Consider the following 7,755-nt stretch of genomic DNA (forward strand, 5'->3'; position numbering starts at 1 on the left):
GCCGTGGCCGCCGGACCGATTACTCGATCGGCTCCTGGCCGGGCAGCATCCCGCGTTCGACCCGTTTCTCGACGTCGGCCTTGATGTAGCGGATGTACAGCCAGACCGACCCGAAGACGACTCCCACCACCGCGATCGACCAGTGGAAGAGCCCCCCGATGATCAGGACGACCTGCAGGCCGAGATCGAGGTTGATCGCGTACGGCCGGCCCTGCATCCCGGCGGCCAGGATCATCGCGATGACGACGAGCGTGAGGTATCCGCCGGACAACCAGGTCAGCCCGTCGCCGAGGCGCCACACGATAGGGAACGCCAGGATCACGACGATGACCTCCAGGATCATCGTGCCGGCCATCACGCCGCGGAGCCCCTTCCACGGATCGTTCGTGGGTGGGGTGTACCGGGTCATGAGGGTTCCTTACCGAAGAGTGTTCGCGCGGCACCGGCGGTCACGACGGACCCGGTGATGACCACGCCCGCACCGGACACGCGTTCGCCGTCGGCTTCCTCGGCCAGTGCGATGGCCTCCTCGACGGCGTCGGGCAGGAAGGGTTTGACGACCACGCGGTCCTCGCCGAACACCTCCCGCGCGTACTCCGCGAGCGTCTCGGGCTCCAGGGCCCGTGGCGACCCGTTGTCGGTGACGACGACCGCGTCGAGCACCGGCTCGAGGGCTTCGAGGACTCCGCGGGCGTCCTTGTCACCCAGCACGCCGATGACGCCGACGAGTCGACGGAAGTCGAACTCCTCGGCCAGCGCCTGCGCCAGCGCCGCGGCTCCGTGGGGATTGTGCGCCGCGTCGGCGAACACCGTCGGGGCGCTGCGCAGTCGCTCGAGCCGTCCGGGGTTGGCGACGGACGCGAAACCCGTACGCACCGCGTCGATGTCGAGCTGACGATCGGCGCCCGCACCGAAGAACGCCTCCACCGCCGCGAGCGCCAGCGCCGCGTTGGCCGCCTGATGTGCACCGTGCAGCGGCACGAAGATCTCGTCGTAGACACCGCCGAGGCCCTGGATGGTGAGCATCTGCCCACCGACGGCGATGACCGAGTCGAGGACCGCGAACTCCGATCCCTGGCGGGCGACGATGGTGCCCGCATCGACGGCCGCGCGCAGCAGGACGTCCATCACCTCGGGGCTCTGTTCGGCGATCACCGTGACGGGATCGACGGTGCCGGCCGCATCGGGTTCGGCGGGCTTGATGATGCCGGCCTTCTCCCCCGCGATGGCGGTCAGGGTGTCGCCGAGATAGTCCGCGTGGTCCATCGCGATCGGTGTGATGACCGAGACCGTGCCGTCGATGACGTTGGTCGCGTCCCATCGACCGCCCATGCCCGTCTCGACGACGGCGACGTCCACCGGCGCCTCGGCGAAGACCGCATACGCCATCGCGGTCAGCACCTCGAACTTGCTCATCCGGGGTCCACCCGCCGCTGTCGACGAATCGTCGACCATGGTGATGTACGGCTCGAGTTCCCGATAGGTGTCGATGTAGGTGCGTGCCGGAATCGGCTTGCCGTCGACCGAGATCCGCTCGGTGACGCGCTGCAGGTGCGGACTCGTGATCCGGCCCGTGCGCCGGTGCAGCGCGGACAGCAACGCGTCGACCATCCTGGTGACCGACGTCTTGCCGTTCGTCCCGGCGATGTGGATCGCGGGGTATCCGTGCTGGGGGGATCCGAGCAGATCCATGAGCGTCGCGATGCGGGTCAGCGACGGCTCGATCTTGGTCTCGGGCCACCGGGTGTCGAGCTCGGCCTCGACCTCGGCGAGTTCGGCGAGATCGTCGGCGCTGTCAGTGACGCGCAGCCGCGCCGGCTCGGCGTCCGGATCGGGTTCGTCCTCCCCCAGGATCGCCGAGAGACCCAGGGGGTCGCCTGCCGCATCCATTCCCAGGACGGCTGGATCCTCTTCGGGGAAACCGGTGTCGTCGCTCACGCGCCGGCCAGACTCGCCAGCTTCGCGTTCAACCGTTCGACCTCTTCGGTCGCGATCCGCTGACGGTCCCGGATCTTGGCGACCACGTGGTCGGGCGCCTTGGACAGGAACTGTTCGTTGCCCAGTTTCGCCGAGGTCGTCGACAGTTCCTTCTCGGCCACCGCCAGGTCCTTGGCGAGCCGCTTGCGTTCGGCTTCGACGTCGACGGTGCCCGAGGTGTCGATCGCGACGACCACGGTGGCCACGCTCAGGCGGACCTCGATGGTCGCGGTCGCGCCGAAGTCGGGACCGGCCGGGTCCAGGCGCGCAAGGGAGGTCACGTACGGCAGCAAGTGTTCGAGCCCGGCTTCGCCGAGTCCGTCGAACTGCACGGCGACGCGCTGGCCCGGACGGAGGCCCTGATCGCTGCGGAAACGCCGCACCTCGGTGATCAGTCGCTGCAGATCGTCCACGCGGGCGGCCGAATCCGACGACCAATCGCGCCCGGAAGTGGTCGGCCAGGGGGCCACCACGAGCGATTCACCCCCGGTGAGCGCCTTCCACAGCACCTCGGTGACGAACGGCATCACCGGCGACAGCGCGCGCAGCAATGGTTCGAGTACCGCGCCCAGCACGAGCGACGTTGCTTCCGAACGATTCTCGTCGTTCTCGGCGAACTGCACCTTCGCGAGTTCGAGGTACCAGTCGCAGACCTCGTCCCACGCGAAGTGGTAGAGCGCCTCGCATGCCTTCGAGAACTCGTAGGACTCGAACCCGGCGTCGATCTCGGCGAGCACCTCGTCGAGCCGGCCGAGGATCCACCGGTCGGCGTCGGTCAGCGTCTCGGCGTCGGGAAGCTCCCCGACCTTCGCGCCGTTCATCAACGCGAACTTGGTGGCGTTGTAGAGCTTCGTCGCGAAGTTGCGCGAGGACTGGGCGTGGTCCTCACCGACCGAGATGTCCGAGCCTGGATTGGCCCCGCGGGCGAGCGTGAAGCGCAGGGCGTCGGCACCGAAGCGCTCCACCCAGTCGAGCGGGTCGATGCCGTTGCCCTTCGACTTCGACATCTTGCGGCCGTGCTCGTCGCGCACCAGGCCGTGCAGGAACAGGTTGTGGAACGGGATCTCGTTGCCCGGACCCAGATCCTTGCCCACGTAGGTGCCGAACATCATCATGCGGGCCACCCAGAAGAACAGGATGTCGTACCCCGTGACGAGAACCGAGGTGGGATAGAACTTCTCGAGATCCGCGGTCTGATCGGGCCAGCCCATCGTGGAGAACGGCCACAGCCCGGAGGAGAACCAGGTGTCGAGGACGTCGGTCTCCTGGACGTAGCCCTCGGGGGCCTGCTCGTCGGGTCCGACGCACACCACCTCGCCGTCGGGTCCGTACCAGATCGGGATGCGGTGACCCCACCACAGCTGACGCGAGATACACCAGTCGTGCATGTCGTCGACCCAGCTGAACCAGCGCGGCTCCATCGACTTCGGGTGGATCACCGTGGACCCGTCCCGCACCGCGTCGCCGGCCGCCGCGGCCAGCGTGGAGACCGCCACCCACCACTGCATCGACAGGCGCGGTTCGATCGGCTCGCCGGTGCGCTCCGAATGCCCGACGCTGTGCAGGTACGGACGCACCTCTTTCACGATCCGGCCCTGTTCGGCCAGCGCCTCGCGCACCTTGACGCGCGCCTCGAAGCGGTCCATGCCGTCGAATTCGGTTCCGGTGTCGGCGATCCGGGCCGATTCGTCCATGATCGTCGGCATCGGCAGGTTGTGCCGCTGACCGAGCGCGAAGTCGTTGGGGTCGTGTGCCGGCGTGATCTTGACTGCGCCACTACCGAATTCGGGGTCGACGTAATCATCGGCGACGATCGGGATCATCCGGTCGACAAAAGGGTGCGGCAGTGCGGTGCCGACCAGGTGGGCATACCGTTCGTCGTCGGGGTGCACCGCGATCGCGGTGTCGCCGAGCATCGTCTCGAGTCGGGTCGTCGCGACGACGATGTGAGGCTCGGTGTCGTCGAGTGACCCGTAACGGAAGCTGACGAGTTCGCCCTCGACGTCGGCGTAACTCACCTCGATGTCGCTGACGGCGGTCTTGAGGACCGGCGACCAGTTGACGAGGCGCTCGGCTTGATAGATCAGCCCGTCGTCGAACATCTTCTTGAAGACCGTGTGCACTGCGCGCGACAGACCCTCGTCCATCGTGAAGCGCTCGCGCGACCAGTCGACACTGTCGCCGAGCCGGCGCATCTGCTCGCCGATGTTGCCGCTGATCTCGGCCTTCTCGGCCCACACCCGTTCGATGAACGCCTCCCGGCCGAGGTCGTCGCGTGTCTTGCCCTCGGTGGCGAGCTTGCGCTCGACCATCGTCTGCATCGCGATCGCCGCGTGGTCCATGCCGGGGAGCCACAGCACCTCGTAGCCCTGCATCCGACGACGACGCGAGAGCGCGTCCATCAGGACGTGCTCGTAGGCGTGGCCCATGTGCAGCGAGCCGTTGACATTCGGAGGCGGGATCACGATGGAGAACGGCGGCTTGTCACTCGCCGCGTCCGCGGTGAAGTACCCGGCGTCCACCCAGCCCTGGTAGAGCGACGCCTCGTGCTCAGCGGGGTCCCAGGACTTCGGCAACCCGGTCTCGGGTACGGCAGTCCGGGGCGACGCTGTCTCGGGCAACGCGGATGTCTGGTCGGGTGATGTCACGGCCGCTATTCTATGTTTTCGCCGGGCCGGACCTCGCCCGGGACCCGTCCGCGCCCGAGCGCTTCGTGCTAACCCGCGGAGACGCGCAATCTGTGCAGGTCCTCAGGCGCGTTGACGTTGACCAGCCAGTCCGGATCGGAGATCCCCACCCGATGGGTGTTGAGCGCCTCGATCGCGCCCAGCATGCGCCGTTCACCGCCGGCGACGACATCCGCGATCATCGCCGCGGCATCCGTGCGGTAGATCCCCGCCATCGGATGATCCCGCTGGGCGTCGTGGGCGATGACCGCCTGGGTCGAGTCGGTCAGCCCCAGCCGCAGCTCGTCGATCAGCTCCGGAGCGATCAGCGGCATGTCCGTGGCACAGACGAACGCGAACTCGGCACCCGCGGCAACCGCTGCGGACAGGCCTGCGACGAGCCCGCCGAGCGGACCCGTCCCCTCCTGTTCGTCGGTCACCCAGTGCACCTTCGACGAGTCGATCCCCGGCGCCGCCCGGTCGCGGATGTCGTCGATGCCGCGGAATGCGGCGGACGTCTCGCCCGCGACGACCAGCACCGGATCGCAGCGCTGGGACACCACCCGCACCACTCGCGCGAGCATGGGTTCACCGTCCCAGTCGAGCGCGGCCTTGTCGCTGCCCATCCGTCGCGAACGTCCGCCCGCCAGCACCAGGCCGGCGAGCACCGAGGTATCCGATCCGTGTTGAGTCACATCGCTCAGTGTGCGCGATCTGGCGCACGGGCGGGGCAAGATGGACATCATGAGCAACACTCGCAACACCGAGACTGCGGCGACGCACCCCGCCGACGAGCCGCGCGAGGTCCGGCGCACACACCCGAAGACCTACGCCGCCGGAGTCCCGGCCGTCGCAGTCGCCCTCAAGCGCGGAGTCGAGCAGATGGGCGCGCTCCGGACAGCACAGACCTTGATCAAGCTCAATCAACGTGATGGGTTCGATTGTCCCGGATGCGCCTGGCCGGAGACGCCGGGCCACCGCAAGCATGCCGAGTTCTGCGAGAACGGCGCCAAGGCGGTCGCCGAGGAGGCCACACGTCGAGCCGTCGCCCCCGAGTTCTTCGCCGCCCACAGCGTCGACGACCTCCGGACACGCAGCGGCTACTGGCTCTCGCAGCAGGGACGCCTGGCGCACCCGATGTACCTCGGTCCGGGCGACACCCACTACCGCCCGCTGAACTGGGACGAGGCCAACGCCGTCATCGCCGACGAGTTCGCCGCGATGGACTCGCCTGACGAGGCCGTGTTCTACACGTCGGGTCGCACCAGCAACGAAGCCGCTTTCCTGTACCAGCTCTTCGCCCGGAGCCTGGGTACGAACAACCTCCCCGACTGCTCGAACATGTGCCACGAGTCCTCCGGCGCCGCTCTCGGCGCGTCGATCGGCATCGGCAAGGGTTCGGTCACCGTCCCCGATCTCGAGGCGGCCGATCTCATCCTCATCGCCGGCCAGAATCCCGGCACCAATCACCCGAGAATGCTCGCCACCCTGGAGAAGGCGAAGCACAACGGGGCCCGGATCGTGGCGATCAACCCGCTGCCCGAAGCAGGCCTGATGCGTTTCAAGGATCCACAGAAGGTCGGCGGGGTCATCGGCGCGGGTACCAAGCTGGCCGACGACTTCCTCCAGGTCCGGCTCGGGTCCGACATGGCTCTGTTCCGCGGCGTCGCACGTCTGCTCCGTGACGCCGAACGAGCCGCCCCCGGAACGGTTTTCGATCACCAGTTCCTCGACGAGTCGTGCGCCGGGGTCGAGGAGTACCTCGACCTGCTCGACGACGTCGACCTCGACCGGGTCGTCGAGGTCACCGGCGTGACCCGCACCCAGATCGACGAGCTCGCACGGACGGTCGCCACTTCGCGCCGCATCGTGCTGTGCTGGGCGATGGGCTTGACCCAGCACCGCCACGGCGTCGCGACGATCGCCGAAGGCACGAACCTGCTGCTCCTGCGCGGCATGATCGGCCGCGTCGGCGCCGGCCTCTGCCCCGTGCGCGGTCATTCGAACGTGCAGGGCGACCGCACCATGGGGATCTTCGAGAGGATGCCAGAGTCCTTCCTCGCTGCTCAGGACGCCGAGTTCGGCATCACGTCCCCACGCGAGCACGGGTACGACACCGTCGCCGCCATCACTGCGATGGCCGCCGGGAAGGTCCGCGTCTTCGTCGGGATGGGCGGCAATTTCGTGTCCGCCTCACCCGACACCGACGTCACCGCCGACGCCCTGCGGCGCTGCGCACTCACCGTGCACGTGTCCACCAAGCTCAACGAATCCCACCTCGTCACCGGCCGTCGCGCACTCATCCTGCCCACCCTCGGGCGCACCGACCGGGACATCATCGACGGTGTGGCACAACGTGTCTCGGTCGAGGACTCGATGTCGGCGGTCCACCTGTCCCGTGGGTCGCTGCCGCCGGTGTCGGCGCACCTGCGCAGTGAGGTCGCGATCATCTGCGACCTGGCGACCCGGGTTCTCGGTACCGCTCACCCGGTTCCGTGGCAGGAACTGAAACGCGACTACGACCGCATCCGCGACCGGATCGAGCGGGTCGTCCCCGGCTTCCACGACTTCAACATCCGCGTCCGCCGCAGTGACGGTTTCGTGCTGCCGCACCCGCCGCGCGACACCCGGTCGTTCGACACGCCCAACGGCAAGGCCAACTTCGCAGTCCATCCCCTCGAATGGGTGGACGTCCCGGCCGACCGCCTCGTCCTGCAGACACTCCGCAGCCATGACCAGTACAACACCACCATCTACGGCCACGACGACCGTTACCGGGGCATCTCCGGCAACCGCCACATCGTGATGGTCAATCCCGACGACATCGCGTCCCTCGGCTTGCGCGCCGGGCAACTCGTCGACATCGTCTCGGAGTTCGACGGCGAGGCCGGAGTCGAGGAACGACGGGTCCGCTGCTTCGAGGTGGTCCCGTATGACACACCGCGCGGCAACGCGGCCGCGTACTACCCCGAGACCAACCCGCTGGTCCCGCTCGGATCGGTGGCAAAGGAGTCGAACACACCGGTCTCCAAGGCGGTGGTGATCCGCATCGAACCGGCCGAATCCGCCTAGCCGGAGACGACAGCAGCGAGCCCCGTCCGGTCGTCCGGGC

5 protein-coding genes are annotated in these 7,755 nt (G+C 68.0%); 1 reads left to right on the top strand and 4 read right to left on the bottom strand.

Annotated features, from left to right (window positions below; all coding sequences use genetic code 11):
• Window positions 1-19: 19 nt before the first annotated feature.
• From ACFUEJ_RS10835 to ACFUEJ_RS10850, 4 genes are all read right to left on the bottom strand, one after another.
• On the bottom strand, window positions 20-409 hold the full coding sequence (locus tag ACFUEJ_RS10835) for a DUF4233 domain-containing protein (protein WP_058250055.1): 390 nt from the start codon (window positions 407-409) through the stop codon (window positions 20-22).
• On the bottom strand, window positions 406-1,938 hold the full coding sequence (locus ACFUEJ_RS10840) for a folylpolyglutamate synthase/dihydrofolate synthase family protein (protein WP_068972581.1): 1,533 nt from the start codon (window positions 1,936-1,938) through the stop codon (window positions 406-408). The genes ACFUEJ_RS10835 and ACFUEJ_RS10840 overlap by 4 nt, the downstream gene beginning before the upstream one ends.
• Window positions 1,935-4,625 (bottom strand): valine--tRNA ligase, encoded by a 2,691-nt coding sequence (locus ACFUEJ_RS10845; protein ID WP_388029212.1) that lies wholly within the window; start codon window positions 4,623-4,625, stop codon window positions 1,935-1,937. Before ACFUEJ_RS10845 ends, ACFUEJ_RS10840 begins: the two co-directional genes overlap by 4 nt.
• A gap of 68 nt (window positions 4,626-4,693) precedes the next feature.
• Complete coding sequence (locus ACFUEJ_RS10850) at window positions 4,694-5,311, bottom strand: molybdenum cofactor guanylyltransferase (RefSeq protein WP_078112225.1); 618 nt, start codon at window positions 5,309-5,311, stop codon at window positions 4,694-4,696.
• 67 nt (window positions 5,312-5,378) lie between these two features.
• Between ACFUEJ_RS10850 and ACFUEJ_RS10855 the strand changes: the two genes are divergently transcribed.
• On the top strand, window positions 5,379-7,715 hold the full coding sequence (locus ACFUEJ_RS10855) for an FdhF/YdeP family oxidoreductase (protein WP_388029232.1): 2,337 nt from the start codon (window positions 5,379-5,381) through the stop codon (window positions 7,713-7,715).
• Window positions 7,716-7,755: the final 40 nt, after the last annotated feature.

Origin of the sequence: Gordonia sp. NPDC057258 (assembly GCF_042668985.1) — a bacterium.
Classification (GTDB): domain Bacteria; phylum Actinomycetota; class Actinomycetes; order Mycobacteriales; family Mycobacteriaceae; genus Gordonia; species Gordonia hongkongensis.

Excerpts from the sequence above, each read along its gene's own strand:
- ACFUEJ_RS10835 (WP_058250055.1), bottom strand. The coding sequence starts at position 409 with ATGACCCGGTACACCCCACCCACGAACGATCCGTGGAAGGGGCTCCGC.
- ACFUEJ_RS10855 (WP_388029232.1), top strand. The coding sequence starts at position 5,379 with ATGGACATCATGAGCAACACTCGCAACACCGAGACTGCGGCGACGCAC.